Annotated in this window: 16 protein-coding genes and 1 pseudogene; 15 read left to right on the forward strand and 2 right to left on the reverse strand. The window is 73.9% G+C overall.

Translation table 11 applies throughout. The annotated features are described in order from the left end of the window. Window position 1: 1 nt before the first annotated feature. The 10 genes from ACQEVU_RS18360 to ACQEVU_RS18405 are packed head-to-tail and all read left to right on the forward strand — an operon-like array spanning window position 2 to window position 12,238. A complete protein-coding gene (locus tag ACQEVU_RS18360; RefSeq protein WP_433325005.1) occupies window positions 2-1,918 on the forward strand; it encodes a dipeptide ABC transporter ATP-binding protein in 1,917 nt (638 codons plus the stop codon). Next, window positions 1,915-3,951 carry a hydantoinase/oxoprolinase family protein gene (locus ACQEVU_RS18365; protein ID WP_433325007.1) on the forward strand — a complete coding sequence of 679 codons (2,037 nt, stop codon included), beginning with the start codon at window positions 1,915-1,917 and terminating at the stop codon, window positions 3,949-3,951. Before ACQEVU_RS18360 ends, ACQEVU_RS18365 begins: the two co-directional genes overlap by 4 nt. Continuing rightward, the gene (locus tag ACQEVU_RS18370) at window positions 3,948-5,627 is read left to right on the forward strand and encodes a hydantoinase B/oxoprolinase family protein (protein ID WP_433325009.1); all 1,680 of its coding nucleotides are present in this window, start codon (window positions 3,948-3,950) and stop codon (window positions 5,625-5,627) included. Before ACQEVU_RS18365 ends, ACQEVU_RS18370 begins: the two co-directional genes overlap by 4 nt. Further along, window positions 5,620-7,278 carry a hydantoinase B/oxoprolinase family protein gene (locus ACQEVU_RS18375; RefSeq protein ID WP_433325011.1) on the forward strand — a complete coding sequence of 553 codons (1,659 nt, stop codon included), beginning with the start codon at window positions 5,620-5,622 and terminating at the stop codon, window positions 7,276-7,278. Before ACQEVU_RS18370 ends, ACQEVU_RS18375 begins: the two co-directional genes overlap by 8 nt. Beyond that, on the forward strand, window positions 7,275-8,492 hold the full coding sequence (locus tag ACQEVU_RS18380) for an amidohydrolase family protein (protein ID WP_433325013.1): 1,218 nt from the start codon (window positions 7,275-7,277) through the stop codon (window positions 8,490-8,492). Before ACQEVU_RS18375 ends, ACQEVU_RS18380 begins: the two co-directional genes overlap by 4 nt. Beyond that, on the forward strand, window positions 8,489-8,869 hold the full coding sequence (locus tag ACQEVU_RS18385; RefSeq protein WP_433325015.1) for a nuclear transport factor 2 family protein: 381 nt from the start codon (window positions 8,489-8,491) through the stop codon (window positions 8,867-8,869). Before ACQEVU_RS18380 ends, ACQEVU_RS18385 begins: the two co-directional genes overlap by 4 nt. After that, window positions 8,866-9,840: an NADPH:quinone oxidoreductase family protein gene (locus tag ACQEVU_RS18390; protein ID WP_433325017.1), complete on the forward strand. Its 975-nt coding sequence runs from the start codon at window positions 8,866-8,868 to the stop codon at window positions 9,838-9,840. Before ACQEVU_RS18385 ends, ACQEVU_RS18390 begins: the two co-directional genes overlap by 4 nt. Before the next feature lie 3 nt (window positions 9,841-9,843). Continuing rightward, window positions 9,844-10,167: a TIGR04076 family protein gene (locus tag ACQEVU_RS18395; RefSeq protein ID WP_433325019.1), complete on the forward strand. Its 324-nt coding sequence runs from the start codon at window positions 9,844-9,846 to the stop codon at window positions 10,165-10,167. After that, a complete protein-coding gene (locus ACQEVU_RS18400) occupies window positions 10,164-11,183 on the forward strand; it encodes an LLM class flavin-dependent oxidoreductase (protein ID WP_433325021.1) in 1,020 nt (339 codons plus the stop codon). Before ACQEVU_RS18395 ends, ACQEVU_RS18400 begins: the two co-directional genes overlap by 4 nt. Then, window positions 11,180-12,238, forward strand: a complete 1,059-nt coding sequence (locus tag ACQEVU_RS18405) for an alpha/beta hydrolase family protein (protein ID WP_433325023.1) — start codon at window positions 11,180-11,182, stop codon at window positions 12,236-12,238. Before ACQEVU_RS18400 ends, ACQEVU_RS18405 begins: the two co-directional genes overlap by 4 nt. A 16-nt stretch (window positions 12,239-12,254) precedes the next feature. On the opposite strand, the gene ACQEVU_RS18410 is transcribed toward ACQEVU_RS18405, so the two are convergent. After that, the gene (locus ACQEVU_RS18410; RefSeq protein ID WP_433325025.1) at window positions 12,255-12,875 is read right to left on the reverse strand and encodes a helix-turn-helix domain-containing protein; all 621 of its coding nucleotides are present in this window, start codon (window positions 12,873-12,875) and stop codon (window positions 12,255-12,257) included. 249 nt (window positions 12,876-13,124) lie between these two features. Between ACQEVU_RS18410 and ACQEVU_RS18415 the strand changes: the two genes are divergently transcribed. The 3 genes and pseudogenes from ACQEVU_RS18415 to ACQEVU_RS18425 form a co-directional block, all read left to right on the forward strand. Continuing rightward, window positions 13,125-13,466, forward strand: a complete 342-nt coding sequence (locus tag ACQEVU_RS18415) for a hypothetical protein (RefSeq protein ID WP_433325027.1) — start codon at window positions 13,125-13,127, stop codon at window positions 13,464-13,466. 133 nt (window positions 13,467-13,599) lie between these two features. After that, window positions 13,600-13,812: a hypothetical protein gene (locus ACQEVU_RS18420; protein ID WP_433325029.1), complete on the forward strand. Its 213-nt coding sequence runs from the start codon at window positions 13,600-13,602 to the stop codon at window positions 13,810-13,812. After that, window positions 13,773-14,308 (forward strand): annotated as a pseudogene (locus ACQEVU_RS18425) (aldehyde dehydrogenase family protein); the annotation flags it as partial. The gene ACQEVU_RS18420 and the pseudogene ACQEVU_RS18425, both read left to right, overlap by 40 nt. 63 nt (window positions 14,309-14,371) lie before the next feature. Here the strand turns inward: ACQEVU_RS18425 and ACQEVU_RS18430 are convergent. Continuing rightward, entirely contained in the window at window positions 14,372-15,853 is a 1,482-nt protein-coding gene (locus tag ACQEVU_RS18430; protein ID WP_433325031.1) for an NCS2 family permease, read from the reverse strand. Window positions 15,854-16,181: 328 nt separating this feature from the next. Here ACQEVU_RS18430 and ACQEVU_RS18435 point away from each other — a divergent pair, with 328 nt between their 5' ends. Continuing rightward, window positions 16,182-16,673 carry a hypothetical protein gene (locus ACQEVU_RS18435; protein ID WP_433325033.1) on the forward strand — a complete coding sequence of 164 codons (492 nt, stop codon included), beginning with the start codon at window positions 16,182-16,184 and terminating at the stop codon, window positions 16,671-16,673. Window positions 16,674-16,746: 73 nt separating this feature from the next. Beyond that, window positions 16,747-18,903 carry an FUSC family protein gene (locus ACQEVU_RS18440; protein ID WP_433325035.1) on the forward strand — a complete coding sequence of 719 codons (2,157 nt, stop codon included), beginning with the start codon at window positions 16,747-16,749 and terminating at the stop codon, window positions 18,901-18,903. The last annotated feature ends 42 nt before the right edge of the window (window positions 18,904-18,945 follow it).

Raw genomic sequence — 18,945 nt, forward strand, 5'->3', positions numbered from 1 at the left:
CGTGAGTCTGCTTTCGATCGACAACCTCTCCGTCGTCATCGGCGGCCGCGTCGCCGCGCTCAGCAACGTGTCGTTCACCGTCGAGGCCGGCGAGGTCGTCGGGCTGGTCGGGGAGAGCGGCGGCGGCAAGAGCATGGTCGGCCGGGCGATCGTCGGGATGCTGCCGACCGGCTCGGTGGCGACCGGCCGGGTCGGCTTCGACGGCGCCGACGTGCTGACCATGTCCGCCGAGCAGCTGGCCCACCACCGCGGCCACGGTGCCGCGATGTGCTTCCAGAACCCGCGCGGCGCGCTCAGCCCGACCCGGACCGCGGGGCGGCAGCTGATCGACCGGCTCCGGACCCACCAGGAGATGGACCGCGAGCGGGCCCGCACGTCGGCGCTGGAGCTGTTCGAGGCGGTCGGCATCCGCAGCGCCCGGCGCCGCCTCGAGGCCTACCCGCACGAGCTGTCCGGCGGCATGGCCCAGCGGGTGATGATCTCGCTCGCCACCGGGTGCGCGCCGCGCCTGCTCATCGCCGACGAGCCGACCACGGGCCTCGACGTCACACTGACCGCCGAGATCCTGCGCCAGTTCCGCCACGCCGCCGACACCGACGGCCGCGGCGTGCTGCTGGTCTCCCACGACATCAACGCGATCGCGGCCGTGTGCGACCGCATCGTGGTGCTCTACGCCGGCACCGTGGCCGAGGCCGGCCCGGCCGGGCAGGTGCTGACCGCGCCGGCGCACCCGTACACCCGGGCGCTGCTGCGCTCGGTGCCCGACCTCGACGGCCGGCCCGTGGTCGTGACGCCCGGCGCGATGCCGCTGATGCGCGAGGCGCCGTCCGCGTGCCCCTTCGCGCCGCGCTGCGCGCACGCCGAGGACGACTGCCGGATGGCTCGCCCGCAGCTGCAGGAGCAGGGCCGGCAGTGGACGGCGGCCTGCTTCCACCCGCTGCACGACGCCGTCGAGGCGGCCCGGGCGACCGACGTGACGGTCGGCACGGCCGCCCGGCGGGCCGCGACGACCGCGGGCGCCGAGCCCGTGCTCGTCGTGGACGACGCGCACGTGGTCTACAAGAGCCGGTTCGGCCGCGGCGGGCACCACGCGCTGCGCGGCGTCAGCCTCACCGTCGCCAAGGGCGAGCGGATCGGCGTCGTCGGGGAGAGCGGGTGCGGCAAGTCCACCCTCGCCCGGCTCATCGTGGGGCTCGCCAAGCCGACCCGCGGCAGCGTCACGGCCGCCCGCAGCGCGCTGGTCTTCCAGGACCCGGTCGGCTCGCTCAGCCCGCGCCGCACCGTCGAGGACGCGATCGGCGAGCCGCTGCGCGCGCTCGGCGTCCCCGCCGCGGAGCGGGCCGCCCGGGCGGCCGCCGCGCTCGACCGGATGGAGCTGGACCGCTCGATCCTCGCCCGCCGACCGCACGAGCTCAGCGGCGGCCAGGCGCAGCGGGTCGGCATCGCCCGCGCGCTCGTCGCCGAGCCGGACCTGATCGTCTTCGACGAGCCGACGTCGGCGCTGGACGTGACCGTGCAGGCGCAGATCCTCGCGGTGATCGACGAGGTCGCCTCCAACTTCACCGCCGGCCGCTCGCACGGCTCGGTGTTCATCTCGCACGACCTCGCCACCGTCCGCGGGTTCGCCGACCGGGTCGTCGTGCTCTATCTCGGCCGGATCGTCGAGGAGGGTCCGGTCGAGGAGGTCTTCGCGCGGCCGCGGCACCCCTACACGCGGGCGTTGCTGTCGCGCGGCCTCTCGCCGGGCACAGCCCTGGTCCGCGACCTGGAGGAGGCCGACGCGGCGACCGGGTGCGCGCTCGCGGCCCGGTGCCCGTTCGTCACCGACCGGTGCCGCAGCGAGGACCAGCAGTTGCAGCAGTACGGGCAGAGCCGGGCCGCCTGCTGGCGGGTGCCGGAGATTGGGGAGTTGGTGTGAGTCTCAGGCTGGCCGTCGACATTGGCGGTACGTTCGTCGACGCGATGGAGCTGGACACCCGGACCAATCAGGTGCGGTTCCGCAAGGCGTCGACGACCCCGGCGCGCCCGGCCGACGGCGTGCTCGCCGCGGTGGCCGCGCTCGGCACGGATCTGTCCGACGTCGAGCTGTTCATCCACGGCACGACGCTGGGCCTCAACGCGGTGCTGGAGCGCCGCGGCGCCGCGACCGGCATCATCACCAACGAGGGCTTCCGCGACGTGTTCCTGATCGGGCGCGGCAACGTCCCCTCCGACCACATGTACGACTTCCAGTACGAGCGGCCGGCGAGCCTGGTGAAGCGCCGGCACACGGCGGGGGTGAAGGGGCGGCTGGACTACAAGGGCCGCGTGGTCGACGAGCTCGACGCCGGCTCGGTGCTGGCCGCCGCCCGCGAGCTGGTCGAGGTGCAGGGCGTGCGGTCGATCGCCATCTGCTTCCTGCACGCGTTCCTCGACCCGTCGCACGAGCGCGCCGCGGCGGCCCTCATCCGCGAGCGCTACCCCGACGTCAGCCTCTCGCTGTCGACCGACATCGCGCGGGAGTACCGCGAGTACGAGCGCACCAGCACCACCGTGCTGGAGGCCTACATCCGCCCGATCTTCGAGCGCTACGTCGACGAGCTGGAGCAGGGGCTGGCCGACGGCGGCTTCGCCGGGCGCTTCCTCATCATGCGCTCCGGCGGCGGGTCGATGACCAGCGAGGCGGCCAAGCGCTCGCCGACCCACACCGTCCTGAGCGGGCCGGCCGGCGGCATCGTCGGCGCCGCCTACCTCGCCGGCGCGCTGGGCCGCGACAGCCTCCTCACCTTCGACATCGGGGGCACCTCGCTCGACGCGTGCGTCATCGAGCAGGGCAGCGCGGTCGCCGCCCACGAGGCGCAGCTGGAGCACTTCCCGCTGCTGATCCCGACGTACGACATCCGCACCATCGGCGCCGGCGGCGGCTCGATCGCCTGGCTCGACCGGGGCCTGCTCAAGGTCGGCCCGCAGAGCGCGGGCGCCGACCCGGGCCCGGTCTGCTACGGCCGCGGCGGCACCCGCCCGACCGTCACCGACGCCGCCGTCGCGCTCGGCTACGTGGACCCGGACCGGTTCCTCGGCGGCGAGATGGGGCTGCAGGCCGACGCGGCCCGCAAGGCCCTCGACGAGCAGGTGGCCGGGCCGCTCGGGCTGCCGGTCGAGGCGGCGGCCGCGGGCATCTTCGACGTGCTGCTCGCGCGCACCGTCGGCGCGGTCCGGCAGATCACCGTCGAGCGCGGCCGCGACCCGCGGCAGTTCTCGCTGCTCGCCTTCGGCGGCGCCGGGCCGCTGCTGGCGCCGCTGCTGGCCCGGGAGATGGGCATCGCGGAGGTCATCGTGCCGTTCGCGCCGTCGGGGTTCTCGGCGTGGGGCATGCTCAGCGCCGACATCGAGGACAACTTCAGCCGTACCCTCATGACCCCGCTCGACGAGGTCGACCCGGCCGCGGTCGAGGCGACGTTCGCCGAGATCGAGGCCGAGGCGCTGGCCTCGCTGGGCGCGCAGGGCGTGCCCGCGGAGCTGGCGGTGCTGCAGCGGCAGCTGGAGCTGCGCTACCTCGGGCAGGAGCACAGCCTCACGGTCACGATCGGGCGCGACACCCTCGACCCCGACGGCGCGCGGGCCGCCTTCCAGGAGCTGCACGCCGCCCGGTACGGCCACGCGATGAACAACCGCCTGCAGATCCTGAATCTGCGCCTGCGTGCGGTGGGCCGCACGGCCAACCCGACGCTGGTCGAGCCGCCGCCGGGCGACGGCAATCCCGCCCGGGCGCTGCTCGGGCGCCGGGACGCGTTCGACTTCGGCGCCCGGGCGATCGTGCCGTTCGACGTCTACGACCGGGCGCTGCTCGCGCCGGGCGACGCGTTCGACGGCCCGGCGCTGGTCGACGAGGGCACGTCGACGACGGTGGTCCCGTCGGGCCGGCGCGTGTCGGTCGACGCCCACGGCTACCTCCTGGTGCGTGCCGCATGACCGAACTGGACGGCGCCACCGCCGAGGTCGTGCGCTCCTACCTGCTCGCCGCGGCCGAGGAGATGCGCGCGACGCTCATCCGCACCTCGTTCAACCCGGTCATCTACGAGGTCCACGACTTCGGGCTCTCGCTGTACGACGCGGACCTGCGCCTGGTGGCCGAGGCGACCGGGCTGACGTTCTTCCTCGGCGCCAACGACTTCTCGCTGCGCAAGGGCGTGGAGTACGTCGGGCGGGAGAACCTGCACCCGGGCGACGTGGTCCTGCTCAACTACCCGTACTGGAACGCCGCGCACGCCTACGACGCGACGCTGTTCGCCCCGGTGTTCGAGCCCGGCGGGCCGCTGCTGGGCTTCCTGTGCGTCCGCGCGCACTGGATGGACCTCGGCGCCAAGGACCCCGGCTACGTGCTCGACTCCACCGACGTACACCAGGAAGGCATCCTCTTCCCGGGCACCAAGGTGGTGTCGCGCGGCGAGCCGGTCCGCGAGATCCACGAGCTGATCCGGTTCAACTCGCGCATGCCCGACGAGGTGATGGGCGACCTGCACGCCCAGATCGCCGCCCTGCGCACCGGCGAGCGCCGGCTGCTGGAGATCGTCGAGAAGTTCGGCCGCCCGACCGTCGAGGCGACGATCGAGCGGATGATCGCCGACGGCGCCGCCCGCACCAGCTCGGCCCTGGCCGCGCTGCCGCAGGGCTCCTGGACCGCCGAGGACGTGCTCGACGACGACGGCATCACCGACGAGCCGATCCACATGAAGGTGACCGTCACGATCGCCGACGGCACGTTCACGGTCGACTTCGCCGGCTCGTCGCCGGCCGTGGCCGGGCCGGTCAACATGCCCTACGGCGCGACCGAGGCGATCTGCAAGGTCATCCTCAAGTCGCTGACGTCGGCCGACCAGCCCTCCAACGCCGGGACCGTCGCGCCGCTGGTGGTGAAGGCCGAGCCCGGCACGCTGTTCCACGCCGTCTACCCCCAGCCGACGTTCACCCTCTGGACCGGCATCGTCGCGGTCGAGCTGATCCTCAAGGCGCTCGCCCAGGGCATGCCCGACCGGCTGCCGGCCTCGTCGGGCGGCGACGTGCCGGGGTTCATGATGGTCGGCGTCCACCCCGACACCGGCGCGCTGTTCGCGGTCTCCAACAACGAGCCCGTCGGCTGGGGCGGCACGGCACACCACGACGGCATGAACGCCGCCACCCACGTCTCCGGCAGCACCGGGCGGATCACGCCGATCGAGGTGCTCGAGGCGCGGACCGGGATGTTCTTCGAGCGGATGGAGATCCGCACCGACTCGGGCGGGGCCGGCCGGTTCCGCGGCGGGGCGGGCCTGCGCCGGGACATCCGGTTCGTCACGCCGGGGGAGTTCCTGTCGGTCATCAAGAAGACCAAGTCCCGGCCGTGGGCGCTTGCCGGCGGGCTGTCCCCCGAGGCGAACCGGGTGATCATCTTCCCGGGTACCGAGCGGGAGCAGTCGGTCAGCACGAAGCGCACCGCCGTCGCCGTCGGCGACCGGATCACGCTGCTGACCGCCGGTGGCGGCGGGCACGGCGACCCGCGCGAGCGCGACCCGGGCCTGGTACGCGAGGACGTGGCCGAGGGGTACGTGTCGGCGGAGCAGGCCCGCGAGGTCTACGGGGTCAACGCGCCTGGGGTGAGCGATGCCTGAGGTCGACGGCGCCACCGCCGAGGTGGTGCGCAGCTACCTCGTGGCCGCGGCCGAGGAGATGCGCGCCGCGCTCGTGCGCACCGCGTTCAACCCGGTCATCTACGAGGTCCACGACTTCGGCATCTCGATCTACGACGCCGGACTGCGCCTGGTCGCCGAGTCGACGGGCCTGTCGCGCTTCCTCGGCGCCAACGACTACTCGATCCGCAAGGGCGTGGAGTACGTCGGCCGGGACACGCTGCGGCCGGGCGACGTCGTGCTGCTCAACTACCCGTACTGGAACGCCGCGCACGCCTACGACGCCACGCTGTTCGCGCCGGTGTTCGTCGGCGACGCGCTCGTGGCCTTCCTGTGCGTCCGGGCCCACTGGATGGACCTCGGCGCCAAGGACCCCGGCTACGTGCTCGACTCCACCGACGTACACCAGGAGGGTCTGCTCTTCCCGGGCACCCGTGTGTTCGCCGAGGGCGAGCCGGTCCGGGAGATCCACGAGCTGATCCGCTTCAACTCGCGCATGCCCGACGCGGTGCTCGGCGACCTGCACGCCCAGGTGGCGTGCCTGCGCACCGGCGAGCGGCGGGTCGGCGAGCTGTTCGCGACGTACGGCCGGGAGACGGTGGGCGCGGTGGTCGACGCCGTCATCGCCGCGGCCGAGCAGTCGGCCCGGGAGGCCGTCGACGCGCTGCCGCAGGGCTCGTGGACGGCCGAGGACTGGCTCGACGACGACGGGATCACCGACGACCCGATCCTGATGCGGGTCACCGTGACGATCGCCGGCGGCACGTTCACCGTCGACTTCGCCGGCTCGTCGCCGGCCGTGCCGGGGCCGGTCAACCTGCCCCTCGGCGCGACGATCGCCACCTGCCGGGTGGCGTTCAAGGCGATCACCACGCCGACCGAGCAGACGAACGCCGGCCACTTCGCGCCGCTGGTCGTGCGCGCCGAGCCGGGCACGCTCTTCCACGCCGTCTACCCGGCGGCGACGTTCACCCAGTGGACGGGCACCGTCGCGCTGGAGCTGATCTACAAGGCGCTGGCGCAGGGCATGGGCGACCGGCTGCCGGCCTCGTCGGGCGGCGACGTGCCCGGGTTCATGATGGTCGGCGTCCACCCGGACACCGGATCGCTGTTCGCGGTGTCCAACAACGAGCCGGTCGGCTGGGGCGGCGCGCCCGGGCACGACGGCATCGGGCCGGCCAACCACCCGTGCCAGACCCAGGCCCGGATCACGCCGGTCGAGGTGCTGGAGGCGAAGACCGGCATGTTCTTCGAGCGGATGGAGATCCGCACCGACTCGGGCGGGGCCGGCCGGTTCCGCGGCGGACCGGGGCTGCGCCGCGACATCCGGTTCGTGACCCCGGGCGAGTTCCTCTCGGTGATCAAGAAGACCAAGTCCCGGCCGTGGGCGAGCGACGGCGGCGCGGCCCCGGAGGCCAACCGAATCCTGGTGTTCCCCGGCACTGCCCGGGAGCGCGCCGTCAGCACCAAGCGCACGGCCGTTGCGGCCGGCGACCGGGTGACGGTGCTGACCGCCGGCGGCGGGGGACACGGCGACCCCGCCCTGCGCCATCCGGACGCGGTCCGCGAGGACGTGGCCGACGGCTACGTCTCCGCCGACGCCGCCCGCACGATCTACGGAGTGCAACGATGAGCCTGCTGCTGGAGAACTGCACGGTCGTCGATGGGCGGATCCAGCCGGTCGAGGACGCCGCCGTCTGGGTGATCGGCGAGCGGATCGCCGCCGTCGGGCCCCGCGAACGGGTGCTGGCCGAGATCGACGGCGATCCGGTCCGCATCGATCTCGACGGTGCCTGGCTCACCCCGGGCCTGGCCAACATGCACACCCACCTGTCGCTCACCCTGCCGGGCGCGGCCGGTGACCGGCTCAAGCAGATGGGCCCGCACGAGCTCGCGCTCTACATGGCCGACGGCGCCCGCCGCACCCTCCACTGTGGAGTGACGACGGTCCGGTGCGTCGCCGAGAAGGACCACGCCGACTTCGCGCTGCGCCGCTCGATCGAGGCCGGCCGTGCGCCCGGACCCCGGATCTTCACCGCCGGTCGCGCCCTGGTGTGCACCGGCGGGCACGGCCACGAGAGCAGCGACACCCTCGAGTGCGACGGCGTCGACGGCTTCCGCCGCGGCGTACGCGAGCAGGTCAAGGCCGGCGCCGACCTGATCAAGGTGATGATCTCCGGCGGCATCGCCGGCAAGCACGAGTCGATCGACACCCGCCAGCTGCACCCCGACGAGCTGGCGGCGGTACTGCAGACCGCGCACGACTGGGGCCGGAGGGTCACCGCCCATGCCGGGCCGGCGCCGGTCATCACCGAGGCGGTCGAACTGGGCCTCGACTGCGTCGAGCACGGCTACGAGCTGACCGCGGAACTGGCGGCGCTCATGGCCGAGCGCGGCACGGCCCTCGTGCCGACCCTGCTCGTCACCCGGTGCAAGGCGTTCTTCGACGAGCTGGGCGTCCCGGAGTGGATGCAGCAGCGGTCGCTGGGCGCGGGCGACCGGCACCTGGAGAGCTTCGCGATGGCCGTCGCCGCCGGGGTGGAGGTGCTGCTGGGCAGCGACATGCCGCCGTTCTGGCAGTTCGAGGGCACCAGCGCCACCGTACGCGAGCTGGAGCACATGTCGGCGGTCATCGGGCCGCAGCGGGCGCTCTACGCCGGCACGCTCGGGCCGGTGCGCTGGCTGCGGGCCGAGCACGACCTGGGCACGGTCGAGCCGGGCAAGTACGCCGATCTGATTGCGATGGACCAGGACCCGTCCGCGGACACCTCGGCGTTGCGGGGCGTGCGGTGGGTGATGAAGGGAGGCGCCGTGGTGCGCGACGACCGGGCCGGGGTGCGGCCGTGACCGACTGCGTGGAGATCGCCGACGCGATCGACGACATGTACGCCGCCTTCCTCGCCGGCGACCGGGGCCGCTTCGACGCCCACCTCGACCCCGAGGTCACCACCTGGGAGACGCACCTGCCGGGGCCGCTGCGCACCCGGGCCGAGCTGGACGAGTACCGCGACCGCCGCGACGCCGCCGGCCGGCGTCCGGTGCTGGCCGAGATGGCCGCCCGCGCCAAGCGCATCGACGTGTGGGGCGACGTCGGCGTGGCCCGATACGAGCTGCACTGCCGCGGCGAGGACGAGGCGTCCGTCACCCGCGTCACCGACGTGCTGCGCCGAACCGGCGACGGCTGGCGGATCGTCCACCACCACGCGGAGCTGGTGCGGCCGTGAGGCGCCTCGTCGCGCACCGCGACGGCGAGCCGCTCGACGTGCTCGCCGTCGCGGATGTGCCGGACGACTCGGAGCCCGGCCCCGGGCGGGTGACCGTCGAGGTCGAGGCGGTCGGTCTCAACTTCCTCGACGTGATGCTGTGCCGCGGGACCTATCCCGTGCGGCCGGAGCCTCCGGTCACGCCCGGGGTCGAGTTCAGCGGGCGGGTCCTGACCGGCCCCGACGCCGGCCGCGAGGTGATCGGGTGCCCGGCGCTGCCGCACGGCGCCCTCGGCGAGACCGTCACCATCGACGCCGGCCTGCTCGTGCCGCGGCCGGCCGCGCTCGACCCGGTGACCGGCGCGGGAATCCCGGTGACGTACCAGACGGCGTGGTTCGCCCTGGAGCGGGCCGGAGTGTCCGCCGGGGACACCGTGCTTGTGCACGCCGGGGCCGGCGGGGTCGGCGTCGCGGCCACCCAGCTCGCCGTCGCCCGCGGCGCGCGGGTGATCTGCACCGCCGGCGGCCCCGCGAAGGTCGAGGCGTGCCGCGCCAACGGGGCCGACGTTGCGATCGACTACCACACCGAGGACTTCCCGAAGGCCGTCGACGCCGCCACCGGCGGCGCGGGCGTCGACGTGGTGATCGACCCCGTCGGCGGCGACGTCTTCGCCCGGTCGCTGGACTGCCTGGCCTTCGAGGGCCGCATCGTCGCGGTCGGCGCCGCGGCCGGCCCGCCGCCCGCCATCGACCCGATGCGCCTCGTCGCCCGCAACGCCACCCTGGTCGGACTCTCGTGGGGATCGGCCTACCCCTGGCGGCGGCCGGCCGAGGTCGCCGCCGCCTACGAGGCCCTGTTTGCGCTCTGCGCCACGGGCGCCGTGCGGCCGCCGGTCAACCGGGTCGAGCCGCTCGAAGGCGCGCCCGCAGCGCTGCAGGACCTGGCCGCCGGGCGTACCACCGGCAAGATCGTCGTCCGGATCGGAGGGTGAGGAATGTCCGAAGACAACGACATGGAGATCTACGACCTGAGGGTCACCGTCGACCACATCGAGGGCCGCTCGGTCTGCGGCATGGCGGTCGGTGACTGCTTCGAGCTCGAGAACAGCGCCCACCTTCGGCTGCCCGACGGCAAGCACTTCTGCGTCTACGCGCTGGCGGCCGTCCTGCCCTTCCTGGCGGCCAAGCAGCGCGCGCTGCCGGCCGGCGACTGGCTGGAGCGCGACACCCTGTTCTGCTGCCCCGACCCGGAGGAGCGCCTGGTGATGCGGGTCGAGCGGACCCGGCAGCGCGGGATGCGATCGGCCGACCTCACATGAGCGCCCCGGCACAGGTCGAGATCGGCCTGGGCATCCAGAGCGACAAGCGGCCCGGCGACTACGCCCGCCTGGCCCGGGCGGCCGAGGCGCACGGCGTCGACGTGCTGACCGTCTTCGGCGACCTCATGTTCCAGCCGCCGATCTTCCCGCTGCTGGAGATGGCCGGCGCCACCTCGCGCGTCCGGCTCGGCGCGGCCTGCCTCAACCCGTACTCCATGGCGCCGTACGAGATCGCCGGGCAGCTCGCGGCGCTCGACCTCGCCTCGGCCGGCCGCGCCTACCTCGGGCTGGCCCGGGGCACCTGGCTCGGCGCGGTCGGGATCGAGCAGCCCCGGCCGATCTCGGCGCTCGGCGAGGCGGCCGAGGTCGTCTACCGCCTGCTCGGCGGCCGGACCGACGGCTTCGAGGGCCGGGTGTTCCGGCTCGCGCCGGGCGTCGCGCTTCGCTATCCGGTCCAGCGGCCCGACCCGCCGCTGCTGATCGGCGCCTGGGGCGCGCAGGGCGCGGCGCTCGCCGGCCGGATCGCCGCCGAGATCAAGGTCGGCGGCAGCGCCAACCCGGCGATGGTCGCCGTGATGCGCGAGCGGCTGCGGGCGGGCGCCGAGCCGGCCGGCCGGTCGGCGGCCGACGTGCGGATCGTGCTCGGCGCGGTGACCGTGGTCGACCGTGACGGGGCCGCCGCCCGCGCCAAGGCCCGCACCGAGGTCGCGATGTACCTCGCGGTGGTCGCCGAGCTCGACCCGACCGCGGGCGTGCCGGCGGATCTCGTCCGCCGGGTCACCGACCTGGTCGACCGGGGCGAGCACGAGGCCGCCGGCCGGCTCGTGCCCGACGACGTGCTCGATCTGTTCGCGTTCTCCGGCACGCCGGAGCAGGTCGCGGCCCAGGCGCAGGCGCTGATCGACGCCGGTGTGGGGCGGGTGGAGTTCGGTACGCCGCACGGGCTGACCGACGACGGCGGCGTGGACCTGCTGGGCGGCGCGGTGCTGCCCCTGCTGCGGCGGGAGGCGGCATGAACGTCGACGTGATCGTGGGCCCGGGCGTGGTCGCCGACCTCGACCTGGTGCGCGAGCTGGCCGCGGCCGAGTTCGCCGGGCTCGGCGTGCCGGGCGCCGTCCGGGAGGCGCCGGACCTCGCGGCGGCGCTGGAGGCCACGACCGGCGCCGTCGTCGCGCTGCCCGGGCCCACGGCACCGGCCCGGGCGTTGATGACGACGCCCGCCCCCTACGCCGCGCGCACGGTGTGGCTCGACCTGACCGCGACCGGGCCACAGCCGGTCGCGGCCGGGTCGGAGCACCACCAGGGCCGCGAGATCTGGGGTGTCAGCTGGGCCGTCCGCCGGGCCGTGCACCGGCTGCGCCACCCGGCCCGGCGCATCGCGTACGGCCCGGACGCGGAGCAGTGGGGCGAGCTGCGGCTGCCCGCGGGCACCGGCCCGGCGCCCGTCGCGGTACTGCTGCACGGCGGCTTCTGGCGCTCGGTCTGGGGTGCGGACCTCATGGACGCGATGGCGATCGACCTGGCCGGGCGCGGGTTCGCCGCGTGGAACCTCGAGTACCGGCGGCCGGACCGCCACGGCTGGGCGGCCACGACCGCCGACGTGGCCGCGGGCCTGGCCTTCGCGGGCGTCGCCGATGCCCGGATCGACCCCTCGCGGCTGGTGTTGTTCGGTCATTCGGCCGGCGGGCAGCTCGCGGTGCGGGCGGCGGCCGACGCGCCCGGGGCGGTCTCGGTGGTCGTGTCGCAGGCGGGCGTGCTCGATCTGACCGAGGGGCAGCGGCGCGGGATCGGCACCGGGGCGGTCGCCGGAGCGCTGCGCGGCGACGAGGCTGCGCTGGCGGCGGCGGACCCGCTGCTGCGGCTGCCGCTGGGCGTGCCGGTGGTCGTGGTGCAGGGCCGGGCCGACGGCCTGGACCTCGTCGACATGTCCCGCCGTTACGCCCGGGCCGCGCTGGCCGCCGGCGACCGGGTGATCCGGGTCGAACTGGCCGCCGACCATTTCGACGTGATCGACCCGCGCACGCCGGCCTGGGCGGCCACCATGGACGCGGTGAACGAAATTTTGACGTGAGAGTGAACAGCGGCCTCTAGAACAGGCGCGGGGTCACCACCGACACCACGGTGGTGACCCCGTCGGTGTCGTTGTAGAGCCGGTGCGGGGTGCTCGAGCGCAGGTGCAGGCTGTCGCCCGGGAAGAGCCGGTGCTCGATGCCGTCGACCTCGTAGAGCAGTTCCCCCGACACGACGTAGGCGAACTCCTCGCCCGCGTGGCCGTAGGCCTCCTCGCGGCGCCCGCCGGGCGCGATGTGCACGACCATGGGCTCGAGCACCAGGTGCGGGCCGCGGTCGGAGAGCATGCGGTAGGTGATCTGGCCGGAGACGTACTCCGTCGCGCCGTTCTGGGCGCGGGTCAAGGTGAAATGGTCCGGCAGGTCGTCGGTCGCCGCCGCCGGCGGTGCCGGCTCGTCGTCGGTGTGGAAGAACTCGGCGACCGGGCGGTCCAGCGCCGCGGCGACGCCGTTGAGGGCGGTCAGACCGATCGCCGAGATGCCCCGCTCGACCTGGGAGAGAAACCCGATGGACAGGCCGGACTGGGTGGCGAGGCCGCGCAGCGTGAGGCCGCGTTCCTTGCGGAACTGGCGCATCCGCGCGCCGACCAGCGCCTGCCCGTTGTCCTCGACGCGGTTCTGCCTCGCCGTCGTGCGCACGTTCCAACCTCCTGCCGAAACTTGTTCGATCCTATCGAACTTCGTCCGGCGGGAGGACCCCCGAAAGTCCAATTCCGGCGTTCTTGCGGGGATCTATACTTCGAAATGGGTGTGGCCGGCCGCTGGAATACCATTCCGCCATGACGGACGGCGACGACGCGGTCGACGCCTACCTCGGCGAGGTCGAGCGCGGGGCGGCTCAGCCTGATCCCGCACCTGGCGCCCGCGGAGCGCGCCGAGGCCGCCGGCGTGGCGCTACGGGCTGGCGGACACCCGGCGCGCCTGGTGGGCCGGTTCCTGCCGTACCTGCCGCCCGGGCGCCGCGCGGCGGCGATCGCTGCGGCCCTCGCCGCGGCCCGGCAAGCGGCGACGGAGCCGTACGGCAGCGCCGAACCGCTGGCCCTGCTCGCGCCGCACCTGGACCCCGCCCAGCTGCGCGCCGCCCTGGCCACCGCCGCCGCGCCCGAGGCGGAGTGGGTCGGCGGCGACGCCCTCGCCGGGCTCGCCCCTACCTGCCGGCCGAGCTGCTGCCGGGCGCGGTGGCCGCGGCGGACGGGCTGCAGTACGCGGCGTCGCGGGCGCGGGCCCTGACCGCGCTGGCGCCCCGCCTGCCGGCACCGGACCGGGCTGCCGCGCTGCTCGTCATGGTGGCACCGCACCTGCCGGCCCAGCGGCGGGCGGCCGTCGCCGGGCGCTGTGGGAGCACCTGCTCGCCGGCGCCCGGGTGTCGGTGCGGGTCAACGCCGTCGGCACGCCGGCGTGCGACGCCGACCTCGCGGCCCTGGCCGGCGTCACCCCGCTCCACTCGGTTCGCGTACCCAAGGTCGAGTCGCCCGCAGACGTCGCGCGGATCGTCGGCGCGCTCGGGCCGGTCCCCGTGCACGCCCTGCTGGAATCATGGGACCGCTGGTCTCGGCCGCCGCGCGGGACCGGGTGATGTCGTCCATCGCCGCCGGGTCGGCGGCCGGCGCCCGGGTGGTCGTCGACGGCCGGGAGGGCAGCTACGACGCCGAGGGCGAGGGCTTCTTCGTCGGCCCGACCCTGCTCGACGGCGTCGAGCCCGGTATGTCCGTCTACGCGGACGAGATCTTCGGCCCGGTGCTCTCGGTCGTCCGGGTCGCCTCATACGAGGAGGGCGTCGTGCTGATCAACGCCAACCGTACGGCAACGGCACCGCGATCTTCACCGCCGACGGCGGCGCGGCGCGGCGCCTCTGCCGCGAGGTGCAGGTCGGCATGGTGGGCGTCAACGTCCCGGTCCCGGTGGCGATGGCGTACTACTCGTTCGGCGGCTGGACGTCCTCGCTCTTCGGCGACGTGCACGCGCACGGTACCGAGGGCGTGCACTTCTTCACCCGGGCCAAGGTCGTCACCACCCGCTGGACCGAACCGAGCCGCCGCGGCCTGGAACTGGGCTTCCCGGTCAACACCTGAGTCCTCGGATGCCGCGCCCCCGCTGCCTCGGGCCGGGGCGGCGGGGGCGCGTCGGGGGACCGGTCAGCTGACGCCGGTGAGGGCCTTGACCAGGTTGATGGCGAAGTAGATCACGAATGCGACGGCGACCGCCCACATCAGGGGGTGGATCTGGCGGGCCTTGCCCTGCGCCACGCGGATCACCACCCAGCTGATGAAGCCGGCGCCGATGCCGTTGGTGATCGAGTAGGTGAACGGCATGAGGGTCATCGTCAGGAAGGCCGGAACGGCGACCCCCACGTCGGTGAAGTCGATGTCCTTGACCTGGCGGATCATCAGCGCGCCGACGACCACCAGGGCCGGGCCGGCGGCCTCGCTCGGCACCAGCGTCACCAGCGGGGTGAGCAGCAGCGCGCCGAGGAAGAGGATGCCGGTGACCACGCTGGTCAGGCCGGTGCGGCCACCGTCGGCGATGCCGGAGGAGGACTCCACGTAGGTGGTCGCGGAGGAGGCGCTGCCCGCGCCGCCGGCGACCGCGGCGACACCGTCGACGAAGAGCACCTTGCCCAGCCGGGGCATGTCGGTGCCGTCCTGGGTGGCCAGGTTGGCCTGCTTGGCCAGGCCGACGGTGGTGCCCATCACGTCGAAGAAGTCGGCCAGAACGAGGGTGAAGACCAGCAGCAGCGCGGTCATCACGCCGACGTGCGCGAACGCGCTGAACGACACGTGACCGATCAGGTGCAGGTCGGGCTTCTGGACCAGCGGGTCCGGCAGGGTCGGGACGTTGAGCCGCCACCCGTCCGGGTTGGGCTTGCCGTCGACGACGGCCGCGCCGGGCTTGGCGAACGCGTTGACGATCACGGCGAAGATCGTGGTGGCGACGATGCCGATGAGGACGCCGGCCTTCACCTTGCGGGCGGCGAGGACGCCGGTGACCAGCAGGCCGACCACGAAGACGACCGTTGGCCAGCCGTGCAGCGTGCCGTTGCTGCCCGAGCCGAGCTGCAGCGGCACGCCGGTGCTGGGCCGGACGAGGCCGCCGTCGACGAAGCCGATCAGCGCGATGAACAGGCCGATGCCGGCGGCGATGGCCGCCTTCAGCTCGGCGGGGATGGCCCTGAAGACGGCCTGGCGGAAGCCGGTCAGCACCAGCACGGTGATGATCAGACCCTCGACCACGACCAGGCCCATCGCCTCGGCCCAGCTCATCTGGGAGGCGACGGCGTACGCGACGAACGCGTTGAGGCCCAGGCCCGTCGCCACGGCGAACGGGACCCGGCCGACGATGCCCATCATGATCGTCATGACCGCGGCGACGAGCGCGGTGACCCCGGCGACCGGCGCGATGCCGAGCAGGGTGCCGTGCTTGTCCGGGGCGGTTCCGATGATCAGCGGGTTGAGCACGACGATGTACGCCATCGTCGCGAAGGTGGTGAGCCCGGCCAGCACCTCGCGCCTGACCGTCGAGCCCCTGCGGGTGATCTCGAAGTAGCGGTCGAGGCGGCCGCGGGCGGCGGGTTGCGCCGGTTCGACCGGGACATCAGGATCCTGCTTCGTCACGCTCATGGCGTGGCTGCTCCGTTCCGGGTTGGCCCGACGGACGCGCCGACCGGGCGGGTGGGGGTGGTTGCAGCCGCTCCGACTCGGTTGGCCCGGAGAACGTTCGGAGCGGCTGGGCTCCACGGATCCCGTGAAGCCCTTCGAGGCCGCACCCTGGTCGGAGCACGACGTCGCAGCGCCACTCTAATCGCCGGTTAACAGCAGTTGACCTGTCCATATGGGTCGCACTGGGTCGAGGTGGGCGAGGTCACGTCCGGGACCGTCCCGGCCACCTCGAACCCCCGCCTGACAACCCAAGGTTGACAGGTTAGGGTTTAGTGATCATGATGAGATCATGGGAACGCATGATCGCCATGGGGAGCTGTCGGTCGTCGAGTTGGAGCGGCGCGAGCCCGGCCTGCAGGTCGTCGCTCGATGGGAGGGCGGTGACCTGGTTGACGCCCCGCCACCCGGCCCGCGCGAGGTGCTGATCCGGATCACCGATGACGCCGCACCCGAGGCCCGCCGGCGCGGCGTCACCTCGGGCGTCATGCGCCGTGCCGAGCGCCACCTGGCCGACCTGACGGCGGAGTACAACGCCGTGCCGGCCGTCGGCGCGTATCAGGTCATGATCCGTCAGTACCTGCAGCGGCGCCTGGCCGAGCTGCCCGCCGATCCCCGGTCCGGCGGCGACGCCTATTACCGGGGGCTGCTCGACCTTTACGAGGACATCGTCGGAAGGGGGCATCCGGAGCCGGTCAACGCATTGGCGGTCGCGATGGGTGTGCCGAAGGAGACGGTCAAGACCCGGCTGCGGGTTGCGCGGCAGCGCCGGACGGGCGGCTGACCGCTCCGCTCGCCCGGATGAAGATCCACACACTTAATGGAGGCGTCCCTCCGAATGGTGGTAGGTTCGCACGGTGAATCCGCTGATCGATCGCCTGCGGGCGTACGATCCGGGCGGAATCCGCGCGCGCCTCGCGGCCCAGCTCGTCGTCACCATGACCGCCGCCATGGCCGCCGAATGGCTCCTCGTCCAGGCCCGGCGCGACCCGGTGCCCGTCGTCCCGCTGATGCTCGGCGCGGTCGTCGCCCTCTGCGGGGTGTTCGCCGCCCCGATGTTCGACACCCCGCGGCAGCAGGCGCTGAACCTCGCGCTCATCCCGATCCCGGTGCTCGGCGGCATCACGCTCGGCCTGGCGCTGGCCCCGTACCCGTTCTGGGGCCTCGGCGCCGTCATCGTCGTGCTGACCGGCGGGGCGTACCTGCGCCGGTTCGGCCCGCGCGGCTTCTTCGGCGGCGCCTTCGCCTTCAACGGCACCTTCTTCGGGCTGTTCCTGTACGGCGTGATCACGCTGGCATCCCTCGGCTGGGTAACCGTCGAGGTCCTCCTCGCCGTCGCCGTCACCATCGCCCTGCAGCTCACCGTGTTCCGCATCCGCAACGACCGCACCCTGGCCCGGCTCCGCCGCTCCTTCGGCGCCCGGTCGCGCGCGGTGGCCGCCGTCGCGCTCGCGCTCACCGAGGCCCCGGCGCCTCGCCGCCGCGCGCGACTCGTCCGGCTCCTGCGCCGGCGCACGCTGGCGTTCAACGAGGCCGCGCTCATGGCCGACGCGTACCTGGAGCGCCCGGGCGCGTTGCCGGCCGGGGCGAGCCCGGGCATCGTGCACCAGCGGCTGTTCGACCTCGAGCTGGCCGTCACCAACCTGGCCCGCTTCGCCGTCACCCTCGCCGACGCGGACCTGTCGCCGGCGCTGCGCGAGCTGGTGCGGGAGGGACTCGCGGCCGTCGGTGAGCTCGACGCCGCCCGCGCCGACGCCGCCGGCCGCCTGGTGCTGGAGGAACTGCCCGACGGGCCGGCGCGCATCGTGGCGCACCGGTTCGGTGGCTGCCTGCGCGCCGTCGCCGAGGCGTTGCACGGCCTGCGTGGCGGCCTCGGCGGCGACGAGCAGCCCGAGGTCGAGTTCGTGGCGGCCGCGGAGCTTGCGGGCGGCTTCCTGCCGGGCTCGGCCGGGGTCAGCCAAACCGCCTCCGAGGAACCGCAGATCGCCCGCCGCATCGGCCGGTCCGGGCTGCCGCCCAACGTCCGCATCGCCGGGCAGATGGCCGTGGCCGCGACCGCCGCACTCGTCCTGGGCTACACGGTCGACCACCGCCGCTGGTACTGGGCCGTGATCGCCGCGTTCGTCACGTTCATGGGCGCACACAACGCCGGCGAGCAGCTGCGCAAGGGCTCGCTCCGGGTGGTCGGCACGGTCGCGGGCGTCCTCGTCGGCGCTCTGCTCGCGCACGCGATCGGCCCGCATGTCTACGCCGCGCTCGCGGTCATCCTGGCCGCGCTGTTCCTCGGCCTCTACCTGATGCGCTCCAGCTACGCGTGGTTCGTCATGGCCGTGACGATTGCGGTTTCGCAGCTGTACGTCGAACTGGGCGAGTACTCCGAGGACCTGCTGCTGCTGCGGCTCGGCGAGACCGCCATCGGCGCCGGGGCGGCGCTGCTGACCGTGCTCGTCGTGGTGCCGCTGCGCACCGGGCGGGTCGTGCGGGTGGCGACCCGCGAGTACCTGACCATGCTGGACGGCGTCGTCGCGTCCGCGCAGCGGCAGCTCCTCGGTACCGGCTCCGACCTGCGGGCCGCGGAACGCCGGCTCGATGCCGCGTATCAGGCGCTAATGGCGACAATGTCGGTGCTCGGCGTACCGCTGCTACCGGCCCCGTCCGAGCGGATCCTGTTCAGCAACAGCATCTCCGCGTCGCGGAACTACGCGCGCAACCTGCTCACCGACGCGGCCGGTGCCGTGCCCCTCGACGCCGGACAGGCCGAGGAGCTACGGCTCGCGGTCGGCACGCTGCAAGCCTCGATCGAGGAGATCGTCACCCGGCTGCGGGGGCGGGAATGCGGGCCGTACGTCCGCTCGGCCTCGCGCTTCGACACCCTCGGCGCCGGACTGGACCTGCCCGGGACCGCGCCGCCCGTGCTGGCGCTGCGGGACCTCCAGCTCATCGACGGCTCTCTCGCGGTGATCGCCGAGCAGCTGGGCCTGACGGTGACCGCGCTCGACCGGGCCGGCACATGAGCCCGGCCTGCGCGTAGACGCAAACGGCCGGGTAGCGCCCTG

Source organism: Dactylosporangium sp. CA-139066 (genome assembly GCF_050936175.1).
Classification (GTDB): Bacteria; Actinomycetota; Actinomycetes; order Mycobacteriales; family Micromonosporaceae; genus Dactylosporangium.

Bases quoted from the DNA above. Each gene is read 5' to 3' on its own strand.
- ACQEVU_RS18370 (WP_433325009.1), top strand. From the start codon at position 3,948: ATGACCGAACTGGACGGCGCCACCGCCGAGGTCGTGCGCTCCTACCTG.
- ACQEVU_RS18430 (WP_433325031.1), bottom strand. From the start codon at position 15,853: ATGAGCGTGACGAAGCAGGATCCTGATGTCCCGGTCGAACCGGCGCAA.
- ACQEVU_RS18375 (WP_433325011.1), top strand. From the start codon at position 5,620: ATGCCTGAGGTCGACGGCGCCACCGCCGAGGTGGTGCGCAGCTACCTC.
- ACQEVU_RS18380 (WP_433325013.1), top strand. From the start codon at position 7,275: ATGAGCCTGCTGCTGGAGAACTGCACGGTCGTCGATGGGCGGATCCAG.
- ACQEVU_RS18395 (WP_433325019.1), top strand. From the start codon at position 9,844: ATGTCCGAAGACAACGACATGGAGATCTACGACCTGAGGGTCACCGTC.
- ACQEVU_RS18405 (WP_433325023.1), top strand. From the start codon at position 11,180: ATGAACGTCGACGTGATCGTGGGCCCGGGCGTGGTCGCCGACCTCGAC.
- ACQEVU_RS18435 (WP_433325033.1), top strand. From the start codon at position 16,182: ATGGGAACGCATGATCGCCATGGGGAGCTGTCGGTCGTCGAGTTGGAG.
- ACQEVU_RS18400 (WP_433325021.1), top strand. From the start codon at position 10,164: ATGAGCGCCCCGGCACAGGTCGAGATCGGCCTGGGCATCCAGAGCGAC.